The following is a 22110-nucleotide window of genomic DNA, read 5'->3' as shown; positions in this document are numbered from 1 at the left end:
GCGGCGACCGATTCCCGCCCCGAGTCCCGCCATGCCCGAGCCGTCCGCCGCCTGGTCGCTGCACCCGCAGCTCGCCAAGGACACGATCAATATCGGCGATCTGCCGCTCAGCCGGGTCCTGGTCATCCAGGACGCCAATTATCCCTGGCTCCTCCTGGTGCCGCGCCGGCCCGGCGTCGCCGAGATCATCGACCTCGACGAGGTCGAGCAGGCGCAGCTGATGACCGAGATCGCCCGGGTCGGCCGTGCCCTCAAGGCGGTCACCGAGTGCGACAAGCTCAACATCGCGGCGCTCGGCAACGTGGTGCCGCAGCTCCACGTCCACGTGATCGCCCGCCGGACCAGCGACGCCGCCTGGCCGCGGCCGGTGTGGGGCGCGGTGGCGCCGGTCGCCCACGATCCGCGCGAGGTCGAGGCCTTCATCCGGGCGCTGCGGAAGCGGATTTGGCTTGCGTCCGACCAGGGCCCCGCCTTTTAGTGCCGCCATGCTGACCCCCCCTGTTCCCGACGATCGTCCCCGGCTCGGCTACACCGGCAGCCTTCTCGATCGCGATCCCGTCGTCCGGCACGATCCGGACCGGCTCGCCGCCTGTGCGGCGGACCCGGCCGCCCGCGCCTATGTGACGGCCGGCGATCTGGTGGTCATGCGGCGCGGCGACCCGCGCGCGGACCCGCTGTTCGACCTCGGCGAGGCAGCGGCGCTCGGCCCGGTCCGGGAGACGGTGTGGCTCGGCCACGCCGCCGCCGTCACCCCGGCGGGACGCGCCGGGCGGTTCGGGGTGGGGCTCGATCCGGCCGCGCTCGAGGCGCTGGCGGCGCGCCCCGATCTGATGGTGACGGATCTGCGCTCCATCGCAGTCCAGGGACTGGTCGCGGCCGAGCACCTCGCGCCGCTCGCCGAAGCCAAGGCGCTGCTCCTCTGGCACGCCCGCCACCGCTTCTGCTCGGTCTGCGGCCAGCCCTCGCGGCCCGACCAGGCGGGCTGGCGGCGCTCCTGCCCGGCCTGCGGGGCCGAGCATTTCCCGCGCACCGACCCGGTGGTCATCATGCTCGCGGTCGACGGCGACCGCTGCCTGCTCGGGCGCCAGGCGCGTTTCGCACCCGGCATGTGGTCGTGCCTCGCCGGCTTCGTCGAGCCCGGCGAGAACGTCGAGGAGGCGGTGCGGCGGGAGACCCTGGAGGAGGCCGGGATCCGCTGCGGGCGCGTGCACTACGTCGCCTCGCAGCCGTGGCCGTTCCCGATGTCGCTGATGATCGGCTGCGTGACCGAGGTGCTCGACACCGCGCTCGTGATCGACCGTACCGAACTCGAGGATTTACGCTGGTTTTCCCGCGACGAGGTCGCCGCAATGCTGGCCGGCCGGCACGCCGGCGGCCTCTCGGCGCCGCCACCGATCGCGATCGCCAATTACATCATCCGCGGCTGGGTCGACGAGGCCTGGACGCCGGCCTGACCCGGCCCGCCGCGCAGGACATTTCGCCCGCATGGACGCCATCGACAGGAAGATTCTCGCGCTCCTGCAGGAGGACGCCTCGCTCTCGGTGCAGGAGATCGGCAACCGTGTCGGCCTCTCCTCGACCCCTTGTTGGAAGCGGATCCAGAAGCTGGAGGCCGCCGGCGTGATCTCCCGCCGTGTCGCGATCGTCGATCCCGACAAGGTCGGCCTCGGCGTCACGGTGTTCGTCTCGGTGGAGACGGCCGACCATTCCCAGGACTGGCTCGACCGCTTCGCGAGGACGGTCGGGGCGATGCCGCAGGTGATGGAGTTCTACCGGATGGCCGGCGACGTCGACTACATGCTGCGCGTCGTCGTGCCCGACATGCACGCCTACGACCGCTTCTACAAGCAGCTGATCGCCACGGTTCCGCTGAAGAACGTCACGTCGCGCTTCGCCATGGAGCGCATCAAGTCGACCACCGTGCTGCCGATCGACGACGTGCCGCTGCAGCGGTGAGGGCGGGAACCACGCTTCCGGGCGCGCGGACCGATCTTCGCGCCCCCGAATGACCGGCTCAGCTCTTCGTCACCTCGTTGCTCATCCGCGGCTTCATGAAGATCTGGTCCTTGAGCGTCAGCGTGCCGGTGATGACGTAGCCGATGGTCGGCTTGTAGTCGTAGGTCGCCTCGCCCCAGATCAGCGTGCAGGCAGTGGTGGCGGTGGCGCAGGGATCGCGCAGCGCCTGCGGGATCAGCGCCGTCACGTCGGCGTCCTTGACGCGCGCCGTGCCGTTCAGGGTCGAGCTCCAGACGATCTTCGCCGTCTTCGACGTGTCGATCGTGACGCTCGAGACCGTGACCTTCAGGGGCGACGCCGAGTAGGGCGCGGCGACGGCCGTGGACGCCTGGAGGACGTCGGTGAGGTCGGCGGTCGTCACCGTGGTCGCCTGGGCGACGAGGTCGGCCACCGTGCGCGACACCAGCGTCACCTTGCGGTCGATGCTGACCGCCGACGTCACCTCGACCCCGCCGAGATAGAGGGTCAGCATCACCGGCAGCAGCAGCGCGAACTCGACCGCCGACACGCCGCCGTCGTCCCCCGCGAAGCGCTGCAGCGGAGCGACGAGGCGTGGCATCCGGCCGGTGGCGAGGCGGAGCGGGCGAAGGTGCGGCATGACGGCCTCAGAACGGTTCGTTGCGGAAGGCGGCGGTCGCGACCAGCATGCGTTTGCCCGTCGAGCCGTCGGCCAGGTAGGGCTGGGTGAGCGGCGAGACGATCGGCCACCTGTAGATCAGACGCACCACGACGATGTCGTTCTTGCCGCCCGGATTGTAGTTGGTCACCGGATTGCCGTCCGAGTCGACGGCTACGCCGTTGCTGATCGAGGCGAACGACGTGTATTTCTGGACGTCGACATACATGCCGCCCGAGCAGTCGAACAGTGCCACCACCCGGTCGCACACGGCGGCCTTGAACTTGGCGGCGTCGAAGCTCTGGTTCTGCGCCTGGCCGGTCATGATCAGCCGTGCCGAGTCGGCAGCGGCGGTCTCCAGCGTCTGCTGCGCGAAGAAGACGAGCGCCGTCTCCATGGTCATCAGCAGGATGGACAGGAAGGGCAGAAGCACCAGCCCGAACTCGACGGCGGTGGCGCCGTCCTGCCGGCGGGTGAAGCGCCGCAACCAAGCCGGCACGACGCGCCCCGCGATGCGGGTGGAGCATCGTCGCCGGGCGGTCTCGAACATCACCCTGCATCGTCCGGGCATGGGCGCACCTCTCGCGAACGAGCTATTTTAGGCAAAGGCCTCTTGTGAAACCATTGCGCCCGACGTGGAGCGGGCCGCCCCCCGGGTTAGGGGTCCGTTAACCGAGCCGCGGCCCGCAGGCCTCGTTCGGGCGTCCGTCGCGTCCGCCGACCGGGCCGGCGGGACCTTTCGGTTCACTGAGCCGGGCCGCTGCCGGGGCCGCGCGACTGGGCGCGCTGATTGCGCATGCCGGTCTGGGTGATCGTCTCGGTGAAGAACTCCGGCGTGTCGCCGAGCGTGATCCGGCGGTCGCAGTCGGGCGTGCAGGAATAGGATTCGCGGCGGATCCCGCGATATACGACCACCGTGTCGGGCGGCCCCTGCACCTGCACGGCCTCGCTCATCAGGACCTTGCCGGCGCGGTCGAGCGCGATCAGGTTGGTGACCCCGTAGCCCTTGCCGGTGACCACCAGGAGCCCGCCCGCCTGCACGGAAACGTCTGCGATCAGCGGATTTCCGACGACGATCGTGGCGACGTTCTCGGGCATCCTCACGAGCCGGGCCTGATCGAGGACCACGACGAGCGGATCGGCGGGCGGGGTCGTCTCCGCGGCCGCCGTACCGCAGGCCAGCACCAGCGCGAGGCCGGCGAGAGCGGCCCGGGGCCGCCGCGACGAACACGTCATCGGAACTCTCCAACTCACTCCGGATCCGAGACCGCGGGGCGGTACTCTCAGGTGTCGACCTTGCCGCCGAAATGGTGAACGAACCGCCAATGGGCGACGTCGGTCCGGTTCGTGAGAAGTCTCGATTCGACGGGCGTTTCTCGCGTATTTTCGGCGTCTTCGAAAGATCGCATTAACCACGCGCCGAAGGATCGCGGAACAGACCGGTTTCTGCGATCGAATTAACCGGCATGCAAGGGGGGCGCGATACGTTGTCGCCATGGCTCGGACCGGCCGGGACACAACGGCCCGCGAGCCAGCTCAGACAGCATGCGTGGATTTCAGGAGCAGGACATGAACACCCTTGTGAAGCGTTTCGTGAAGGACGAGTCGGGCGCCACGGCCATCGAGTACGGCCTCATCGCCGCGGGCATCTCGGTCGCCATCATCGCGGTCGTGCAGAGCCTCGGCTCTAACCTCAACACGACGTTCTCGAACGTGTCTGCCGCGCTCGGCAAGACCAACTAACGCTGCCGAGTTCGTCGCGCGCAAGGCCCCGGTGCGAGTCGCCGGGGCTTTCGCCGTTCCGATGCCGCGATACGGCTGCGGTCGTCGGAATATCCGCATGCGAAAGGGGCGGCAGTTACCCGCGCTTAAGTCCTGCACCGTAGTCTCACGACGTATCGCAAGGGATGGCGACGCATGATCGACGTACTGAAGCGTTTCGCGACCGACGACCGCGCCACCACCGCGATCGAGTACGCGCTGATCGCCGCGGGAATCTCGATCACCATCATCGTCGCCGTCAATGCGATGGGGACGAGCGTCCGGGAGCGGTTCGAGGAGGTCTCGACCAAGCTCTCGACCGTCGGGAACTGAGTTCATGCTCCTCGACGCCGCGCGGCTTCTGGTGTTTCCCGCTCTGATGGCGTTCGCCGCCTCGAGCGACCTCTTCACCATGACGATCTCCAACCGCGTCGCGATCCTGCTGGCTCTCGGCTTCGGCGCGCTCGCCGTCGCGACCGGCATGCCGCTCGTCGAGATCGGCATGCACGTCGGCGCCGCCGTGATCGTCCTCGTGGTCGGCTTCGTGTTCTTCGCCCGCGGCTGGATCGGCGGCGGCGACGCGAAGCTCGCGGCCGCGACCGCGCTGTGGCTCGGCTTCGGTTATCTCTACGAGTACGTCCTCTACGCGTCTCTGCTCGGCGGCGTGCTCACCCTGGCGCTGCTCGAGTTCCGGAAGTATGCGCTGCCGGGCCGCCTGTCGGAGAGCGCCTGGATCGAGCGCCTGCATCGGCGCGACGGCGGCATTCCCTACGGCATCGCGCTCGCCGCAGCGGCGCTGCTGATCTATCCGTCGACGCCCTGGATGGCCGCGATCGGCTGACCACGGCTGACCATCGCCCCGCGCATCGGCGATCGTCGACCGGGGCGGATCGTCGAGAATCCCCGACGGGATGCGGCCACCGCCGACGAGCATCGGTTAACGGAACGTTTCGGTGTGTGCCGTCGCGGCGTCGTCGCGGCGGCATACACCAAATCGGATACGCCTCATTAACCATGAATTGACCATTCCCTGCTGAAATCACGGCAGGACGACACCCCGTGCCGTCGCGTGATCGTGGAAAGTGAAGCGTATGAAAGCCGCGCGCCTGATTGTTCTCGGAATCGCGGTCGCCGCAGGTGGCCTCGCCGCCTTCCTGGCCGGCACGCTCGATTCGGAGGCGCCTCCGCCTCCGCCCGTCGCCAAGCTCGACACCGTCGACGTGCTGGTGGCCAAGAACGACATCGGGATCGGCCAGTCTCTCGGCGAGCAGGACGTGCGCTGGCAGGCGTGGCCGGCCGGGGCGATCAGCCCGGCTTTCCTCAAGCGCACCGACCGCCCCGATGCCATCGCCCAGTTCGCCGGCGCCGTCGCCCGCACCCCGATCGCCGCCGGGGAGCCGGTGCGCGAGAGCAAGCTGATCCGGGTGAAGGGCTCCGGCTACATGGCCGCGATCCTGCCGGCCGGCATGCGGGCCGTGTCCACCGAGATTTCGCCCGAGACGGGCGCCGGCGGGTTCATCCTGCCGAACGACCGCGTCGACGTGCTGCTGACCCGGCGTGACCGCGAGACCGAGCGGGCGACCGGAATCGAGACGCATGTGAGCGAGACGGTGCTGTCGGACGTGCGGGTGCTCGCCATCGACCAGCTGGTCGAGGAGAAGGGCGGCCAGAAGGTGGTGGTCGGCCGCACTGCGACGCTCGAGCTGACCCCGCGCCAAGCCGAGACCCTCGCGGTGTCCAAGCAGATGGGTTCGATGTCGCTGGCGCTGCGCAGCCTTGCCGACTCCGATCCGACCAAGGACAAGGCCGAGGTCGTCGAGATCGAGCGCGGCAGCAACCGGGTCAACATGGTCCGCTTCGGCGTGACCTCGACGTCGATCGCGAAGTGAGCGGCGCGCCGCGCGGGGCCGCGACGGGAGGGGCGGAAATGTCCATGTGGACGATGCCGTGGACGAAGACGCGGGGCGTGGCGCTCGGCGTGCTGCTCGGAGCCGTGCTCGGCCTGCCGGTCCCGGCTGGTGCCGCCGATCCGCGTGGTCTGCCGCCGGTGCGCACCCCGGTGGCTCTCGAGCCCGCTCCGGTAGAGGCCGGGGTGCTCTCGGTCCAGCTCGGGGTCGGCAAGTCGGTGGTGATCGATCTGCCGCGCGACGTGAAGGACGTCCTGGTCGCCAACCCGGAGATCGCCAACGCCGTGATCCGCACCTCGCGCCGCGCCTATCTGATCGGCGGCAAGGTCGGCCAGACGAACATCTACTTCTTCGACGACACCGGCGCCCAGATCGTCGGTTACGACATCGCCGTGACGCGCGACCTTAACGGTGTCCGGGCCAGCCTGCGCCGCATGTTCCCGAGCCACGACGTCTCGATCGAGGGTGTCGGCGACGGCGTCATGCTGACCGGTGCGGTGGCGAGCCCGGCCGAATCGCAGCAGGCTTTCGAGCTCGCGTCCCGGCTGGTGGGCTCCGAAACCAAGGTGGTCAACGCCCTGGTCATCAAGGGCCGCGACCAGGTGATGCTCAAGGTGACGGTCGCCGAGGTGCAGCGCGACATCATCAAGCAGCTCGGCATCGACCTGTCCGGCACCATCGGCGGCGGCAGCACGGTGCTCGACATCACCACGGCGAATCCATTCACGGCGTTTGGCCAGAACATCAGCGACACCGCCATCACCGGTACTTTCTCCAATATGTCGGCGACCCTCAAGGCGATGGAGCGGGCCGGCGTGATCCGCACGCTGGCCGAGCCGACGCTCTCGGCCGTGTCGGGCGAGAGCGCGACCTTCCTGGCGGGTGGCGAGTTTCCGATCCCGGCCGGCCTGTCGTGCGACACGACCAAGTCGCCGCCGGTCTGCCAGGCCCAGGTCGACTTCAAGAAGTTCGGCATCAGCATGCACTTCACCCCCGTGGTGCTGTCGGAGGGCCGGATCAGCCTCAAGGTGATGACCGAGGTCTCCGACCTCTCGTCGGACAACGCCATGGTGCTGACCGTCACCGGATCCGGCCAGAACCTGACCGTCCCGTCGATCCGGGTGCGCCGGGCCGACACGGTCGTCGAGATCCCCTCGGGCGGCGCGCTCGCCATGGCCGGGATGATCCAGGAGCAGACCAAGCAGCAGATCAACGGCCTGCCGGGGCTCCTGCAGGTGCCGGTGCTGGGCACGCTGTTCCGCAGTCGCGACTACGTGAACCGGCAGACCGAGCTGATGATCATCGTGACGCCCTACATGGTGCGTGCGGTCGCGCCCAAGAACCTGTCGCGCCCCGACGACGGCTTCGCCGACATGTCGGATCCGTCCTCGGTGCTGATGGGCCGGCTGAACCGGATCTACGGGGTCGCCGGCAGCGGCAATCCAAACCGCACGTACTTCGGCAAGTACGGCTTCATTCTCGACTGAGCGGCAGGGACCGGGAGACCATGATGACCCGAACGGACCCGACGAACCGGGTGGAGCGCCGCCGGACCGCCGCACGGCGACGCGGCGCGGCGCTGCCGCGGGCCGTCGCCGCACTGCTGCTCGCGACCGCGCTCGGCGGCTGTCTCGGCACCCGCGACCGCGACGTCACCGCGAGCGTCCCCAACGACTACCGGCTGCGCCATCCGATCGCGATCCAGGATGGCGACCAGATGGTGGAGCTGTTCATCGGCAACAATCGCGGCGGACTGACCCCGAACCAGCGCGCCCAGGTGATCTCCTTCGCCCAGACCTGGAAGCGCGAGGCGACCGGCGGCATCGTCGTGGAGCTGCCGGCCGGCACGCCGAACGAGCGCGCCGCCGCCGATGCGCTGCCCGAGGTTCAGGCGATCCTGCAGGCCGGCGGCCTGCCGGCCAACGCCATCTACGTCCAGCCCTACCATCCCGAGAGTCCGCGGAAGATCGCCACGATGCGGCTGCGCTATCCCCGCATGGTGGCGGAGGCGGGACCGTGCGGCCTGTGGCCCGACGACCTCGGGCCGAGCTACGCCAACCCGGACTACATGTCGAACCGGCCCTACCACAATCTCGGCTGCGCCACTCAGCGCAACCTCGCCGCCATGATCGACGACCCGCACGATCTTGTGCAGCCGCGCGGCGAGACTCCGGTCCCGACCTCGCGCCGCACGGTCGTGCTCGAGAAGTTCCGCAAGGGTGAAGCCACGGGCGGCACCTATCCGAAGGAAGACAAGGGCAAGATCAGCGACGTCGGCAAATGACCACGCACCAGCAGCAACCAACGGCACCCGACACCCTCGTCGCCGGCGACGGCGACGACTACATCGCGCCCGCCCCGCGCGTCTCCGTCCAGGCGTTCTGCGAGACCGCCGAGACGGCCGCGTCCGTGCAGGCCGCAGCGGGCGACCGGCGGATGATCAAGGCGCATCTGCGCGTTCAGATGGGCGGGATGGCGGCTGCCGTCGAGGCCTATCGCAACTCGCCGACCCCCAACGTGATCGTGCTGGAGACCGAGACCCGCGGCGAGGCGATCCTCGGCGCCCTCGACGAACTCGCCGAGGTGTGCGACGCCGCCACCCGGGTGATCGTGATCGGCCACCACAACGACATCGGGCTCTATCGGGAGCTCGTGCGGCGCGGCATCAGCGAGTATCTGATCGCGCCCGTCGATCCGATCGACATCGTGCGGGCGGTCTCGACGTTGTTCCACTCCCCGAGCGCCAAGCCGGTCGGCCGCATCGTCGCGGTGGTCGGCGCCAAGGGTGGCGTCGGCGCTTCGACCATCGCCCACAACGTCGCCTTCTCGGTGGCACGCGACCTGTCGCTCGACGCCGTCATCACGGATCTCGACCTCGCCTTCGGCACCGCGAGCCTCGACTACAACCAGGATCCGCCCCAGGGTATCGCCGACGCCGTCTTCTCGCCTGACCGGGTCGACACCGCCTTCATCGACCGGCTGCTGTCGAAGTGCACGGATCATCTCAGTCTGCTCGCCGCGCCCGCCACGATGGACCGGGTCTGCGACTTCTCGCCCGAGAGCTTCGATCCGGTGATCGACGCGCTACGCGCCAGCGTGCCCTGCGTGGTGCTCGACGTGCCGCACGTGTGGTCGGCCTGGACCAAGCGGGTGCTGGTCGGCGCCGACGACATCCTGGTGGTGGCGACGCCGGATCTCGCCAGCCTGCGCAATGCCAAGAACATCATCGACATGCTCAAGGCGGCCCGGCCCAACGATCGGCGGCCGCTCTACTGCCTCAACCAGGTCGGCGTGCCGAAGCGGCCCGAGATCAAGCCGGCGGATTTCGCCAAGGCGCTGGAGGACGATCCGGTCGCGGTCGTGCCGTTCGAGCCGCAGCTGTTCGGCACCGCCGCCAACAACGGGCAGATGATCGCCGAGGTCGCCGCCTCGCACCGGATCGCCGAGTCGTTCCGGCATCTCGCTCAGCTCCTCACGGGGCGCGCCGAATCGAAGAAGGTCCGGGCCGGCCGGCTGCCGCCCCTGATCGGCAAGCTGTTCGCCCGCTAGAGTTCAACCGCCCCGGAGAGTGCACGTGTTCGGAAGACGGTCCGGCCTGCCGACGGAAGCCAGAGAGCCGCCGCGGATGACGCCCGCGCCGGTGGCGCCGCCGCCGCCGGAGCGGACCGAGCCGGGGCACGCGCCGTTCCCCTCGACGGGGCTCGGTGCCCCGATGGTGCCGCCGCCGGCGACAGTGGCGGGCCGCGTGCCGTCGCTCGCCGACCAGCCGGTCGCGGCGCCGCAGCGGGTGCCGACCGCGGTCGATTCGCGCCGTTCCGACTCCTATTACGAGACCAAGAGCGCGATCTTCGGGGCCCTGATCGAAGCCATCGACCTCGCCCAGCTCGCCCGCCTCGACGCCGAATCGGCGCGCGAGGAGATCCGCGACATCGTCAACGAGATCATCGCGATCAAGAACATCGTGATGTCGATCGCCGAGCAGGAGGAGCTGCTCGACGACATCTGCAACGACGTGCTCGGCTACGGCCCGCTGGAGCCGCTGCTCGCGCGCGACGACATCGCCGACGTGATGGTGAACGGTGCCGGCACGGTGTACATCGAGGTCGCCGGCAAGATCCAGAAGACCGGCATCCGCTTTCGCGACAACCAGCAGCTCCTCAACATCTGCCAGCGCATCGTCAGCCAAGTCGGCCGGCGTGTCGACGAATCCTCGCCGATCTGCGACGCGCGCCTGCCGGACGGCTCGCGCGTCAACGTCATCGTGCCGCCGCTGGCGATCGACGGGCCGGCCCTCACCATCCGGAAGTTCAAGAAGGACAAGCTCACCCTCGAGCAGCTCGTGCGCTACGGCACGATCTCGCCGGAGGGGGCCGAGATCCTCAAGATCGTCGGTCGTTGCCGGGTCAACGCCATCGTGTCGGGCGGCACCGGCTCGGGCAAGACGACGCTGCTCAACTGCCTGACCCGCTACATCGACGACGACGAGCGGGTGATCACCTGCGAGGACGCGGCCGAGCTGCAGCTGCAGCAGCCCCACGTCGTGCGGCTGGAGACGCGGCCGCCCAACCTCGAGGGCGAGGGCCAGGTGACGATGCGCGACCTCGTGCGCAACTGCCTGCGCATGCGGCCCGAACGGATCATCGTCGGCGAGGTGCGCGGACCCGAGGCATTCGACCTGCTGCAGGCGATGAACACGGGTCACGACGGCTCGATGGGCACGCTGCACGCCAACAATCCGCGCGAGGCGCTGTCGCGCCTGGAGTCCATGATCACCATGGGCGGCTTCTCGCTGCCCTCGCGCACCATCCGCGAGATGGTGTGCGCGTCGGTCGACGTGGTCATCCAGGCGGCGCGCCTGCGCGACGGCTCGCGCAAGATCACCCACATCACCGAGGTGATGGGGCTCGAAGGCGACGTCATCATCACCCAGGACCTGTTCCTGTACGACCTCCTGGGCGAGGACGCCAATGGCCGCCTGATCGGACGTCACCGGTCGACCGGGATCGGTCGTCCGCGCTTCTGGGAGCGGGCGCGTTACTTCGGCGAGGACGTGCGGCTCGCCGCCGCCCTCGACGCGGCGGAGGCGGTCGCACCGTGACGGGTTTGGTCCGGCGCCGTCGGCGCCGGACATGGTGTGTGTCGCGTTGTGTAACGCGCCGTCCCGGCGTCTCCGGCAGGGGAGGGCGGGCGGCGCGGGGAGTACGGTCATGACCCTGCAGACCATCGCGCTCGTGTTCCTGGTGACCATGTCGGTCGGCGGGGTCGCCTGGGTTTTCCTTTACCCGATGCTGTCGGGCGAGAAGGCGGCGGAGGAGCGCTTCGGTAGCGTCGTGCGCGCCGAGCCGGCCCGCAAGGCCTCGGCGCGCTCGCCGCAACGGGCCCGGCGCGAGCAGGTCGAGGAGACCCTCAAGGAAATCGAGGCACGCGGCAGGAAGGTCAACCGGCCGTCGCTCTCGGCACGGATCGCCCGCGCCGGCCTGGACTGGTCCAAGCGCAAGTTCGTCACCATCAGCATCGTCCTCGGCGTCTCGGTGTTCGCGCTGGTGTTCCTCGCCGGTGGCGGGCTCCTCCCTGCGCTAGGGCTCGGCTTCGGCGCCGGTGCCGGCCTGCCGAACTGGCTCCTCTCCTTCCTTCGCAAGCGCCGCGAGGCCAAGTTCCTCGAGCACTTTCCCGATGCCGTGGACGTCATCGTGCGCGGCATCAAGGCCGGGCTGCCTCTGTTCGATTCGATGAAGGTCATCGTCCTCGACTCCGAGGAGCCGATCCGCAGCGAGTTCCGCGCCATCCTGGAGACCCAGACGGTCGGCATGCCGCTCGGCGAGGCCTGCGGCCGCCTCTACGAGCGGATCCCGCTGCCGGAGGCGAACTTCTTCGGCATCGTCGTGGCGATCCAGCAGCAGGCCGGCGGCAATCTCTCGGAGGCGCTGGGCAATCTCTCGCGGGTGCTGCGCGACCGCAAGAAGATGAAGGAGAAGATCAAGGCGATGTCGATGGAGGCGAAGGCCTCCGCGACCATCATCGGCGCGCTGCCGCCGGTCGTCATGCTGACCGTCTACATCACGAGCCCGAACTACATCTCGCTCCTGTGGACGCACCCGACCGGGCACGTTCTTCTCGCCTGCTCGGCCGCCTGGATGGCGGCCGGCGTGCTGGTGATGAAGAAGATGATCACGTTCGATTTCTGAGGGCCGGCCATGATCATCGACATTCTCCACGACACCCGCCTGATCATGATGATCCTGGCGGCCATCGCGGCGGGCGCAACGGTCGTGACGCTCGCCATGCCGCTGCTCGCCGGCGACACGCTGTCGAAGCGCATGAACGCGGTGGCGATCGAGCGCGAGAAGATCCGCCAGCGCGAGCGCGAGCGGATGGCGCGCGGCGACCGGGTGAAGCTGCGGGCGACCCCGAAGCAGTACATGCAGCGTGTGGTCGAGCAGTTCAACCTCAACAAGTGGCTCGGCCAGGAGGAGGCGCGCACGCTCCTGACCCAGGCCGGCTATCGCGGCTCGGCGCCCTATGTCGGCTTCCTGTTCTTCCGGATGGTCGCGCCGCTCGTCCTGATGGTGCTGTCGATCGTCTACGTCTTCTTCCTGCTCGACCTCGACCAGCCGACTACGATCAAGATCGGCATCTGCATCGCCGCGACCTTTTTCGGCATCCAGCTTCCGCCGCTGATCCTCAAGAACAAGATCCAGAAGCGGCAGCTCTCGATCCGGCGCGCCTTCCCGGACGCGCTCGATCTCCTGCTGATCTGCGTCGAGGCAGGCATGTCGATCGAGGCGGCGCTGCGAAAGGTGAGCCAGGAGGTCGGCGCACAGTCGATCCCGCTCGCCGAGGAGTTCACCCTCACGACGGCCGAGCTCTCCTACCTGCCGGACCGCAAGCAGGCGTACGAGAACCTCGCCAAGCGCACCGGCCTGGAAGGCGTCAAGTCGGTCTGCCTGGCGCTGCAGCAGTCGGAGCGCTACGGCACGCCGATGGCGAACGCGTTGCGGGTGATGGCGCAGGAGAACCGCGACATGCGCATGGCCGAGGCCGAGAAGAAGGCCGCGGCGCTGCCGCCCAAGCTCACCGTGCCGATGATCGTGTTCTTCCTGCCGGTGTTGTTCATCGTGATTCTCGGCCCGGCGGCGATCCAGGTGATGGCGCTGAAGTGACGGCGTTACGATGCCGCAGCCTCACCTTCACCTCTCTCCGGCGGGCGAGGTCGCGGTTCACCGGGAAGGCGCGGATCGCGGGTGAGGGCGAGTCGACACCAGCCATCGGCGCATACGGCCCTCACCCCGGTCGCGAGCTGCGCTCGCGCCCGACCCTCTCCCGTCGGGAGAGGGCAAGAGCCGAGCGTCACGACTTGCCGCGCGCCGCGATCTTGGGCTGCTGGCCCATGCGCTTCCAGTCGCCGCCCTTGTCGGCCAGCATCTCGCGCAGATAGGTCACGTTGGCAGCCGCCTCGTCGGGCGGCAGGTCGGCCTTGGCGATCGTCTCGGCGTCGCCGAAGCGACCCTGCAGGCCGACCACCAGGGCGAGGTTCTGGCGCACCCGCGGATCGGCGTCCGACCGCGCGGCGGCGCGGCGCAGCGTCGCCTCGGCCTTCTTGAGATCCCTGGCGAGCGCGTAGGAGAGGCCGAGATTGGACAGCACCGAGGGTTCGTCCGGCGCGATCTTGAGAGCGGTCGAATAATAGGCCTGCGCCTCCTTGTGGCGGCCGAGCTGGTCGAGCACCGTGCCCTGCGCGGAGAGGATGCGCCAGTCCGGCCGGTCGGGACTGTGGGCGCGGCCGAGCACCTCCAGCGCCTGGTCCCAGCGGCCGGCATCGGCGAGCGCCCGACCGAAGGCGCCGAGCAGCGCCTGGTTCTTGGGATTGCGCAGCGAGGCCTGTTCCAGCACCGACACGGCCTGGGCGCGCTGGTCGGTGGCGGTCAGCGCCTTGGCATAGGCCATCGCGTTGTTCGCGTCGGAGGGGTCTGCCCGATAGCGGGCCGCGTAGGCTTCGGCGTCGCGTCGCCATTCCGCCTCGGTGCGCGGCTGCGTCGTCTCGGCGGGGACAGAGGCGGTCCGGTCGCCGCGTCCGGCCGAGCTCAGGGCGGAGGCGAGGGTGTTGCCCGTGGTGGTGCAGCCGGCCGTCGAGAGGGCGAGGAGCCCGAGGCAGGCGGCGGAGGCGACGAGGCGGGGAATGCGAACGGAAGGGGACACGGCGGAACCTCACTCGGGCCGGGCCGCGGGCTCCGGCACGAGATCAGCAATAGACCGTTAACCCTAACGTCCGGTTAAAGTTTTCACGTCGTAGCGAGATGGCGAAGCGGTGGCGGCGGGGTGTCGTTCCGCCGCCACGCCGGATCGTGTCCGGCTCAGCTCAGCGGCACCGCGAAGCCCTTGGCGACGCCCGGACGGGCCATCATGGTCTCGTACCAGCGCTTCACGTTGGGATACTGGGCGAGATCGATCTTGTGGCGCTCGTGCCGCCACGCCCAGCCGACGATCGCGAAGTCGGCGATCGAGATGTCGCCGGCGAAGAAGGCGTGATCGGCGAGACGGCGGTCCATCACGCCGTACAGCCGCTGCGTCTCCTTGGAGAAGCGCTCCAGCCCGTAGCGACGGTCCTGCTCGTTCTCCAGCCCGATGAAGTGGTGCACCTGCCCCGGCATCGGGCCGAAGCCGCCCATCTGGAACATCAGCCACTCGAGCACCGGCACCCGGGCGCGCAGATCCTTCGGCATGAACAGGCCGGTCTTCTCGGCCAGATAGATCAGGATCGCGCCCGACTCGAAGACGCTGATCGGGGCGCCGCCCGGCCCCTCGGAGTCGACGATGGCCGGGATCTTGTTGTTCGGGCTGATCGCCAGGAAGGCGGGATCGAACTGCTGGTTCTTGGTGATGTCGATCACCTTCACCGTGTAGGGCAGGCCCATCTCCTCCAGGGCGACGCTGATCTTGCGGCCGTTGGGGGTGCTGTAGGTGTAGAACTCGATCGCCATGCGGGGTCCTCGTGCCGGGCGCTCTGCGGCGCGCCTGCCGAACCGAATAGTCGAACCCCGTGCGGCCGTCCACGCGCGCCGCGGCATGCCGGGCAGCCGCGCCGGACGGGCTGCTTCAAGTCGGCCCGGCCGCGTGCTAGCAGCATGGTTCCGCGACGAGGGACCACTTCCGCATGCAACCGGCTTTCGCGACCGACGGCACCACCGCGACCCCGATCTGGCTGGTCGATCCCGGCACCTGGCCGCAGGTGCGGGCGCGGCTCGATCCGGCCGCCATCGCGTTTGCCGAGGCGACCGGTTTCGAGCCCAAGCCCGGGCGCCATGCGCTGCTGCCCGATGCGAAGGGACGTCTCGCCGCCGCGGTGTTCGGGGTCGATCCGCCCGGCCTCGCCGGCCGCGACCCCTTCCTGCCCGGCCGTCTGCCGGCGCTGCTGCCGCGCGGCACCTACCGGTTCGCCGAGCCTCCGGCCGACGCGCGGCTCGCCGCGCTCGCCTTCGCGCTCGGCGCCTATCGGTTCGGCCGGTACCAGAAGGGCGGCGAGCGCGAGGTCCGCCTGGTGCCGCCGGATGGTTCCGGCGCCGATCTGCCCTGCGTCGCCGAGGCCGTGTACCTCGCCCGCGACCTCGTCAACACGCCGTCGAACGACATGGGGCCGGCCGAGCTCGAGGAGGTGGCGAAGAAGCTCGCCGACCGGCACGGCGCGAGCCTGCGCAGCATCGTCGGCGACGATCTCCTCGCCGCGAACCTGCCGCTCGTCCACGCGGTCGGCCGCGCCTCGACCCGGGCGCCGCGGCTGATCGACCTCGCCTGGGGCGATCCGTCCGCCCCCAAGGTGACGCTGGTCGGCAAGGGCGTGTGCTTCGACACCGGTGGCCTCGACCTCAAGACCGAGGCCTCGATGCGCCTGATGAAGAAGGACATGGGCGGCGCCGCGACCGTGCTGGCGCTCGCCCACATGATCATGGGGCGCGGCCTGCGCCTAAGGCTGCGCGTGCTGATCCCGGCCGTGGAGAACGCCGTCTCGGGCGACGCGTTCCGGCCGCTCGACGTCTATCCGTCGCGCAAGGGCCTCACGGTCGAGATCGGCAACACCGACGCGGAAGGCCGTCTCGTGCTCGCCGACGCGCTCACCCTCGCCGACGAGGAGGCGCCGGAGCTGCTGATCGACATGGGCACGCTGACGGGCGCGGCGCGCGTCGCCCTCGGCCCCGACCTGCCGCCCTTCTATACGGACGACGACGGGCTGGCGGACGCGCTCGCCAGGCATGCCGCCGCCGAGAACGATCCGCTGTGGCGCCTGCCGCTGTGGCATCCCTACGACCAGATGATCGAGTCGAAGGTCGCCGACGTGAACAATGTCGGCACGTCCGGCTTCGCCGGCTCGATCCTGTGTGCGCTCTTTCTCGGCCGCTTCGTCGCCGCGGCGAAGAGCTGGCTGCATCTCGACATCTACGCCTGGACCCCGTCGGCGAAGCCCGGCCGCCCGGAAGGCGGCGAGTGCCAGGCCGCGCGCGCCCTCTACGCGCTGCTGTGCGAACGCTACGGATGACCTTCGATCCCCGCCTGACCCCGGCGAGGCCGGACCTCGCGGCCGCGCATCTCCGCGGCCGGGTCGCGGCCGAGCGGTTCGTCGAGGGCGTGCCGCGCGCCGTGGTCGCGGCGCAGGCGCCGCTGCGGCGCCGTCGCGAGCCCGACGCGCCGCTCGATACAGAAGCGCTGTTCGGAGAGACCGTGACGGTCTACGAGGCGGACGACGAGGGCTGGTCGTGGGCGCAGCTCGCGGACGGCTATGTGGGGTATCTGCCGAGCGAGGCCCTGGGAGCGCCCGGTCCGGTGCCGACGCACCGCGTCGCGGCGCTGCGCACCTTCGTGTTCCCGGCGCCGTCGATCAAGACGCCACCCGCGATGACGCTGTCGCTCGGCGCCCGGGTGGCGGTCGTGCGGAGTGATGGCGGGTTCGCCGGGCTGGCGAGCGGCGGCTTCGTGTTCGCGGCGCATCTGGCGCCGGTCGATGCCGTCGAACCGGACTTCGTCGCGATCGCCGAAAAATTCGTCGGCACGCCCTATCTGTGGGGCGGCAGGACGAGCCTCGGGCTCGACTGCTCCGGCCTCGTGCAGGTATCGCTCGCCGCCGCCGGGATCGCTGCGCCCCGCGACAGCGACATGCAGGAGCGCGAGCTCGGTACACCACTCGATGATCCCGCCGATCTCGCCACGCTGCGGCGCGGCGACCTGGTGTTCTGGACGGGACACGTCGCGATCGTGCGCGACGCGACGACGGTCCTGCACGCCAATGCGCATCACATGAGCGTCGCGGTCGAGCCGACCGCCGCGGCCGTCGCCCGCATCGCGGGCGCGGGCGGCATCGTCACCGGCATGCGGCGGCTCGCCGGCGCGACCGCGCTGGGATGAGTGCGGAGACGAGATCGACCGGCGGCGGTCCCGCCGGAGCCTTCGAGGAGCGCCCCATGACCCCCGACCTCTCCCTCGTCGACCTCTCCTGGCTCGCCATGGCCGCCTATGCGGTCCACATCCTCGAAGAGTACACGTTCGACTGGCGCAACTGGGCGCGCGGCGTCATCGGCCTGCCGGTCGAGTGGCCGGACTTCTACGTGACGAACTCGGTCGTGGTCGCGCTCGGCATCGCCCAGGGCATGCTGGCGCCGACGCTGCCCTGGGCGCCGCTCACCTACGCCGCGCTGATGCTGATCAACGCCTGCTTCTTCCACATTCTGCCGTTCGTCGCGACGCGTGGCCGCTTCTCGCCCGGGCTCGTCACCGCGGTCGTGCTGTTCCTGCCGCTCGGCATCGCGATCTTCGCCGCCGCGGCCGCCGCGGGCCGGCTCGACTTCGTCACCGCCACCGGTGCGGTGGTCGGCGGCGCCCTCTTGATGGCGAGCCCGGTGGTGATGCTGAAGCTGAAGGACAAGCCCTACTTCGTCCAGCGGCGCGGCTGAAAGGCGGGCGGCATCACCCCCGCTCAGCAGCTCGGCTGGTCGCAGCGGCGCACCGAGGCGATCATCTGCTCCAGGGCCCGGCGGCCCGGATGGCCCAGCACCGCGAGGCCCTTGACGATCCACGACGGCGTCGCCTGCAGGCCGAGGGCGTTGCCGAGCCGCACATGCGCGATCATCGTCTCGGTGATCGAATCGTCGTCGGCGGCCCTGGTGACGGCCGGGACGGACAGGCCGATCGCCTTCACCACGGCGAGCGCACGCTTGCCGTCGACGGTGCCGCGGCCGGAGAAGATCTCGCGGTGGAACGCCTGGAACTGGGCCGGCGTGCCGACCTTGGCGACCGCGAGCTCGACCCGGCCCGCCTGGATGGAGGGCACGCCGAGTACCGGGAACGGCACCAGCACCAGCCGCAACTCCCGGTCGGCGGCGACGAGCGCCGCCGCATCGGCCGCCGCCTTGCGGCAGAACGGGCAGTTGAGGTCGTAGAACTCGGCGAGCGTCACGTCGCCTTTCGGGTTGCCGATCACGACGACGCCGGGCAACTCCTCGATCCGGCTCTCGAGTTCGACAGGCACCTTGTAGTTGACGACCGGCTTGCCGTCCTCGCCCCGGATCGGGAACAGCGCGCCGTCCTGGGCGCGGCCGGCGGGTGCGAGCGTCGCCGACGCCGCGGTCGCCGCCAGCGCCGCGACGGCGCCTCGTCTGGTGAGCTGCATGCGATCAATCCTCTCCGAGCAGGACGGCGAGCCGGTGGCGGTTGAGCGCCAGCCACTGCAGCGCCAGGAGCAGGTAGCCGTTGTGGACGGCGCCGGCCGAGAGCGACGCGATCGCCTCGTCGATCGGGACGCGGACCGGGCGCGTGTGCTCGATCTCGTAGGTCGCGCCCGCCTGCTCGGGCACCTGCGCGGCGTCGACCGAGACCAGGAAGATATGGGCGAACTCCTCCAGCATGCCGGGCGCCGGCATGAAGCTGAACACCTCGCGCATCGCTCGCGGCGCGACACCGATCTCCTCGATGCATTCGCGATGAGCGGCGCCTTCCGGCGTCTCGCCGCCGTCGATGTAGCCGGCCGGGATCTCGACGATGTCGCCGTGGCCGGTGGCGAGATGCGCGGCGAGGCGGAACTGGCGGATCAGCACGATCTCGTCGCGGGCGAGATCCACCGCGATCATGCCGACGGTGCGGCCGATGCGCAGGATGTCGCGCGACAGCGTCGCCGGCGTGCCGCCGTGATCGAGCGTGACGGAGAAGCGCTCGTAGCGGCGGAAGCCGGGACCGAGCAGCTCCGGGCCTTCGAGCGTCACATCGGCCGGCGCATCGGCGAGGACGGGCGGAGGAGATGGCTTGTTCATGGCGGCGTCATAGCACAAGAACGACGCTGAGGAGAGCCGGTGCCGCGATGTGCCGGCACGAGCGCGACCGCACCCTCCGCCCATTCCCGCGAAAGCGGGAATCCAGAGCGTCGTGCCGTGTCGCCCCCGGGTCTCCGCCTTCGCGGGGACGAGCGGAAGGCGAGGCGCTCACTGCGCCACCACGCCCTCGGGGGCGATGTCGAGATTGAAGGCGGCGGCGAACAGGGCGCGCGTGTAGGGGCTCTTCGGCGCGTTGAACACCTGCGCGGCCGGGCCTTCCTCCACCACCTTGCCGTTCCGCATCACGACGAGGCGGCTCGCGAGCGCGGCGACGACCCGCAGGTCGTGCGAGATGAACAGATAGGTGAGGTTGCGGCGCCTCTGCAGGTCGCGCAGCAGGTCGACGATCTGCGACTGGATCAGCATGTCGAGCGCGCTGGTCGGCTCGTCCAGCACCATGAAGGTCGGCTCCAGCACCAGGGCGCGGGCGACCGCGATGCGCTGGCGCTGCCCGCCCGAATACTCGTGCGGATAGCGGAAGCGCGACTCCGGATCGAGCCCGACGTCGAGGAGAGCCCGGATCACCCGCTGCTCTCGCTCGGCCGCCGGCATCTTCGGATGGTGGACCCACAGGCCCTCCGCGATGATGTCGGCGATCGACATGCGGGGGGAGAGCGAGCCGAACGGATCCTGGAAGACGATCTGCATGTCGCGCCGGAACGGCCGCATCTGCTCGAACTTCAGGCCCTGCAGCTCGTTGCCGAGAAACACGATCGGGCCCTGCGAGGAGATCAGCCGCAGGATCGCGAGGCCCAGCGTGGTCTTGCCGGAACCCGACTCGCCGACGATGCCGAGCGTCTCGCCCTTGCGTACGGCGATGTCGATGCCGTCGACGGCCTTGATGTGGCCGACGACGCGCCGCATCACGCCGCGCTTCACCGGGAACCAGACCTTGAGATCCTTCGTCTCGACGACGACCGGCTGGTCCGGCTGCAGCGGCGCCGGATCGGGTTTCGGCTCGGCGGCGAGCAGCTCCTGCGTGTAGGGATGCTCGGGCGACGTGAACACCCGCTCCACGGCGCCGTGCTCGACGATCCGGCCCTGCTTCATCACGCAGACCTGATCGGCGATCTTGCGGACGATGCCGAGATCGTGGGTGATGAACAGCATCGACATGCCGAGCCGGCGCTGGATGTCCCTCAGCAGTGCGAGGATCTGCGCCTGCACCGTGACGTCGAGCGCCGTGGTGGGCTCGTCGGCGATGAGGAGATCCGGCTCGTTGGCGAGCGCCATGGCGATCATCACGCGCTGGCGCTGGCCGCCGGACAGCTGATGCGGATAGCTGCCGAGCCGCCCTTCCGGATCCGGGATGCCGACCTGGTCCAGCAGCTCGACGATCCGTCGTCGCGCCGGCTCACCGGTGAGGCCACGGTGGAGCAGGAGGATCTCGGCGATCTGCTTCTCGATGGTGTGGAGCGGGTTGAGCGAGGTCATCGGCTCCTGGAACACGATCGAGATGTCGTCGCCCCGCACCTTGCGCATCTCGTCGTCGGTCGCGCCGATCAGCTCCCGACCCTTGAACGTGATCGTTCCCGAAGGATGGCTCGCCGCCGGATAGGGCAGGAGCTTCATCACCGACAGCGCCGTCACCGACTTGCCCGAGCCCGACTCGCCGACCAGCGCCAGCGTCTCGCCGGCGGCGAGCTCGAACGAGACCCGGTCGACGGCGAGAATCTGCCGCTCGCCCTGGCGGAACGCGACCGAGAGATCGCTGACGGAGAGGAGGGGGGTGGTCATGGCAGCACCTCGACGAGCTCCGCGATTCCGCCGACATCGGGTTTGAACCGCTGCAGTCCGGGCGGAAGAGTCAACCGGTCGTCGTTCGACAGGATCGCCCGGCACCTGCTTCGAACAGCCGAGACGACGTGAATTGCGTCGGGCAGCTTTGGCATGATCCGCCTGCCGTCGATATCCGTCCGGGATGCGGCCCGGCGATAGTCCGCGGTTTCGAGCAGAAGGTCGCGGTCGACCGGAACGAGCCCGAAGACCTTGCTCGAGACGATCAGCTCGACGAAATTGCGATGATGGATCGGCGAGCGTGCCTTCGGGAGAACCTCTGCGAGCGTGAGCTCGCTCGTCACGCCGAGACCGGGCCGCGTCTTCAACAGCTCGAAAATGCCGCGGACCGGCTCGGCGATGTCGGTGTCTCCTTCGACGAAGTAGATGAACGGATTCGCGTCGACATAGACGAACGGGTGATCGAAAGAGTCAGTCATCCCATTCGTCTCGATCTGCCCGGATCTGTGCGTCGATCTCGTCCTTGGTCCGGAACGGAGGCTGTCGGCGTGCCCAGATTTCCTCGAGTGTCGGTGGCCGCGCCGACTGCTGGTCGGCCGCGGGCTCCGGCGCCTCGATCGTGACCCGGACTCGGGCGTCCGGATCCGCGCTCGGGCGCAGCTCCTCCGGCAGCTTCGAGGCGGGGTAGTTCTCTCGCACGATCTTGTTCATGGGCGGCCTCCTT

At 69.5% G+C, this 22110-nt stretch carries 26 protein-coding genes; 16 read left to right on the top strand and 10 right to left on the bottom strand.

All coding sequences use genetic code 11. The features are described 5' to 3' along the window. Positions 1-31 precede the first annotated feature (31 nt). The 3 genes from J2S22_RS07950 to J2S22_RS07940 are packed head-to-tail and all read left to right on the top strand — an operon-like array spanning position 32 to position 1956. Positions 32-478, top strand: a complete 447-nt coding sequence (locus J2S22_RS07950) for an HIT family protein (RefSeq protein ID WP_272776599.1) — start codon at positions 32-34, stop codon at positions 476-478. Positions 479-485: 7 nt separating this feature from the next. Beyond that, the gene (gene nudC, locus J2S22_RS07945) at positions 486-1454 is read left to right on the top strand and encodes an NAD(+) diphosphatase (protein ID WP_272776600.1); all 969 of its coding nucleotides are present in this window, start codon (positions 486-488) and stop codon (positions 1452-1454) included. A gap of 31 nt (positions 1455-1485) precedes the next feature. After that, complete coding sequence (locus tag J2S22_RS07940) at positions 1486-1956, top strand: Lrp/AsnC family transcriptional regulator (protein ID WP_272776601.1); 471 nt, start codon at positions 1486-1488, stop codon at positions 1954-1956. 58 nt (positions 1957-2014) lie between these two features. On the opposite strand, the gene J2S22_RS07935 is transcribed toward J2S22_RS07940, so the two are convergent. The 3 genes from J2S22_RS07935 to J2S22_RS07925 form a co-directional block, all read right to left on the bottom strand. Continuing rightward, positions 2015-2614, bottom strand: coding sequence for a TadE/TadG family type IV pilus assembly protein (locus J2S22_RS07935; RefSeq protein ID WP_272776602.1), 600 nt, complete (start codon positions 2612-2614; stop codon positions 2015-2017). A 7-nt stretch (positions 2615-2621) separates the two neighbouring features. Further along, positions 2622-3182 carry a TadE/TadG family type IV pilus assembly protein gene (locus J2S22_RS07930; protein ID WP_272776603.1) on the bottom strand — a complete coding sequence of 187 codons (561 nt, stop codon included), beginning with the start codon at positions 3180-3182 and terminating at the stop codon, positions 2622-2624. Between the two features lie 194 nt (positions 3183-3376). After that, a complete protein-coding gene (locus J2S22_RS07925) occupies positions 3377-3868 on the bottom strand; it encodes a pilus assembly protein N-terminal domain-containing protein (protein WP_272776604.1) in 492 nt (163 codons plus the stop codon). 333 nt (positions 3869-4201) lie between these two features. Between J2S22_RS07925 and J2S22_RS07920 the strand changes: the two genes are divergently transcribed. The 10 genes from J2S22_RS07920 (at position 4202) to J2S22_RS07875 (ending at position 13460) form a co-directional block, all read left to right on the top strand. Continuing rightward, positions 4202-4375 carry a Flp family type IVb pilin gene (locus J2S22_RS07920; RefSeq protein ID WP_272776605.1) on the top strand — a complete coding sequence of 58 codons (174 nt, stop codon included), beginning with the start codon at positions 4202-4204 and terminating at the stop codon, positions 4373-4375. A 174-nt stretch (positions 4376-4549) separates the two neighbouring features. After that, positions 4550-4726 (top strand): Flp family type IVb pilin, encoded by a 177-nt coding sequence (locus J2S22_RS07915; RefSeq protein ID WP_272776606.1) that lies wholly within the window; start codon positions 4550-4552, stop codon positions 4724-4726. Positions 4727-4730: 4 nt separating this feature from the next. Then, complete coding sequence (locus J2S22_RS07910; RefSeq protein WP_272776607.1) at positions 4731-5234, top strand: A24 family peptidase; 504 nt, start codon at positions 4731-4733, stop codon at positions 5232-5234. 250 nt (positions 5235-5484) lie between these two features. Then, positions 5485-6282 (top strand): Flp pilus assembly protein CpaB, encoded by a 798-nt coding sequence (cpaB, locus tag J2S22_RS07905; protein WP_272776608.1) that lies wholly within the window; start codon positions 5485-5487, stop codon positions 6280-6282. Between the two features lie 38 nt (positions 6283-6320). After that, positions 6321-7787, top strand: a complete 1467-nt coding sequence (locus tag J2S22_RS07900) for a type II and III secretion system protein family protein (protein WP_272776609.1) — start codon at positions 6321-6323, stop codon at positions 7785-7787. A 23-nt stretch (positions 7788-7810) separates the two neighbouring features. Beyond that, positions 7811-8584 (top strand): CpaD family pilus assembly protein, encoded by a 774-nt coding sequence (locus tag J2S22_RS07895; protein WP_307155812.1) that lies wholly within the window; start codon positions 7811-7813, stop codon positions 8582-8584. Next, positions 8581-9849: a CpaE/TadZ family protein gene (locus J2S22_RS07890; RefSeq protein ID WP_272776611.1), complete on the top strand. Its 1269-nt coding sequence runs from the start codon at positions 8581-8583 to the stop codon at positions 9847-9849. The genes J2S22_RS07895 and J2S22_RS07890 overlap by 4 nt, the downstream gene beginning before the upstream one ends. A 25-nt stretch (positions 9850-9874) precedes the next feature. Next, a complete protein-coding gene (locus tag J2S22_RS07885) occupies positions 9875-11398 on the top strand; it encodes a TadA family conjugal transfer-associated ATPase (RefSeq protein WP_272776612.1) in 1524 nt (507 codons plus the stop codon). A gap of 109 nt (positions 11399-11507) precedes the next feature. Beyond that, a complete protein-coding gene (locus J2S22_RS07880; RefSeq protein WP_272776613.1) occupies positions 11508-12485 on the top strand; it encodes a type II secretion system F family protein in 978 nt (325 codons plus the stop codon). 9 nt (positions 12486-12494) lie between these two features. Then, a complete protein-coding gene (locus J2S22_RS07875) occupies positions 12495-13460 on the top strand; it encodes a type II secretion system F family protein (protein WP_272776614.1) in 966 nt (321 codons plus the stop codon). Positions 13461-13647: 187 nt separating this feature from the next. On the opposite strand, the gene J2S22_RS07870 is transcribed toward J2S22_RS07875, so the two are convergent. Together J2S22_RS07870 and J2S22_RS07865 are read right to left on the bottom strand one after the other, a co-directional pair. After that, positions 13648-14496: a tetratricopeptide repeat protein gene (locus tag J2S22_RS07870; protein ID WP_272776615.1), complete on the bottom strand. Its 849-nt coding sequence runs from the start codon at positions 14494-14496 to the stop codon at positions 13648-13650. Between the two features lie 155 nt (positions 14497-14651). Beyond that, a complete protein-coding gene (locus J2S22_RS07865; protein ID WP_272776616.1) occupies positions 14652-15278 on the bottom strand; it encodes a glutathione S-transferase family protein in 627 nt (208 codons plus the stop codon). 173 nt (positions 15279-15451) lie between these two features. Between J2S22_RS07865 and J2S22_RS07860 the strand changes: the two genes are divergently transcribed. The 3 genes from J2S22_RS07860 to J2S22_RS07850 are packed head-to-tail and all read left to right on the top strand — an operon-like array spanning position 15452 to position 18236. Next, a complete protein-coding gene (locus J2S22_RS07860) occupies positions 15452-16828 on the top strand; it encodes a leucyl aminopeptidase family protein (RefSeq protein ID WP_272776617.1) in 1377 nt (458 codons plus the stop codon). Beyond that, positions 16825-17691: a C40 family peptidase gene (locus J2S22_RS07855; protein ID WP_272776618.1), complete on the top strand. Its 867-nt coding sequence runs from the start codon at positions 16825-16827 to the stop codon at positions 17689-17691. The genes J2S22_RS07860 and J2S22_RS07855 overlap by 4 nt, the downstream gene beginning before the upstream one ends. 56 nt (positions 17692-17747) lie before the next feature. Further along, positions 17748-18236, top strand: coding sequence for an HXXEE domain-containing protein (locus J2S22_RS07850; RefSeq protein ID WP_272776619.1), 489 nt, complete (start codon positions 17748-17750; stop codon positions 18234-18236). 23 nt (positions 18237-18259) lie between these two features. On the opposite strand, the gene J2S22_RS07845 is transcribed toward J2S22_RS07850, so the two are convergent. The 5 genes from J2S22_RS07845 to J2S22_RS07825 all read right to left on the bottom strand — a co-directional run bounded on the left by J2S22_RS07845 (position 18260) and on the right by J2S22_RS07825 (position 22097). After that, positions 18260-18952, bottom strand: coding sequence for a thioredoxin domain-containing protein (locus J2S22_RS07845; protein WP_272776620.1), 693 nt, complete (start codon positions 18950-18952; stop codon positions 18260-18262). Positions 18953-18956: 4 nt separating this feature from the next. Further along, positions 18957-19589, bottom strand: a complete 633-nt coding sequence (locus tag J2S22_RS07840) for an NUDIX domain-containing protein (protein ID WP_272776621.1) — start codon at positions 19587-19589, stop codon at positions 18957-18959. 168 nt (positions 19590-19757) lie between these two features. Beyond that, entirely contained in the window at positions 19758-21386 is a 1629-nt protein-coding gene (locus J2S22_RS07835) for an ABC transporter ATP-binding protein (protein ID WP_272776622.1), read from the bottom strand. Next, positions 21383-21865, bottom strand: a complete 483-nt coding sequence (locus J2S22_RS07830; RefSeq protein WP_272776623.1) for a type II toxin-antitoxin system VapC family toxin — start codon at positions 21863-21865, stop codon at positions 21383-21385. The genes J2S22_RS07835 and J2S22_RS07830 overlap by 4 nt, the downstream gene beginning before the upstream one ends. Beyond that, a complete protein-coding gene (locus J2S22_RS07825; protein WP_272776624.1) occupies positions 21858-22097 on the bottom strand; it encodes a hypothetical protein in 240 nt (79 codons plus the stop codon). Before J2S22_RS07825 ends, J2S22_RS07830 begins: the two co-directional genes overlap by 8 nt. Positions 22098-22110 lie beyond the last annotated feature (13 nt).

Source organism: Rhodoplanes tepidamans (genome assembly GCF_030813915.1).
Lineage (GTDB): Bacteria > Pseudomonadota > Alphaproteobacteria > Rhizobiales > Xanthobacteraceae > Rhodoplanes > Rhodoplanes tepidamans.
This window is presented reverse-complemented; position numbering and strand designations above follow the sequence as displayed.